Source organism: Pseudomonas sp. 05N434 (genome assembly GCF_056396965.1).
In genome coordinates this window covers 1-325 of the sequence record NZ_JBFTMK010001217.1, presented here as the reverse complement: position 1 = coordinate 325, position 325 = coordinate 1, and the positions used below count along the sequence as shown (strand labels likewise).

Below are 325 nucleotides of genomic sequence, written 5' to 3'. Positions count from 1 at the left end.
ATCATCACGTCGGCGCCGAGGCCACCGTCCAGCACGTTGTTGCCGCTGTTGCCGATCAGCACGTTGTTCAGGGCGTTGCCGGTGGCGTCGAGCTGGTCGCTGCCGGTGAGGGTCAGGTTCTCGAGGTTGCTGCCCAGGGTGTAGCTGATCGACGACAGCACCGTGTCGATTTCGCTCAGCGAGGTGCCGCGCTCGATTACCGTGTCGCCGAGGTTGTCGACCACGTAGGTGTCGTTGCCAGCCCCGCCGTCCAGGGTATCAGCCCCGGCCTTGCCGTCGAGGAAGTTGGCGGCGGCGTTGCCGGTGAGGCTGTTATCGAGTTCGT

Annotated in this window: 1 pseudogene; it reads right to left on the bottom strand. The window is 64.9% G+C overall.

Features of this window, described 5'->3' with window-relative positions:
• A pseudogene (locus tag AC1DLB_RS32505) lies at window positions 1-325 on the bottom strand (hypothetical protein); the annotation flags it as partial.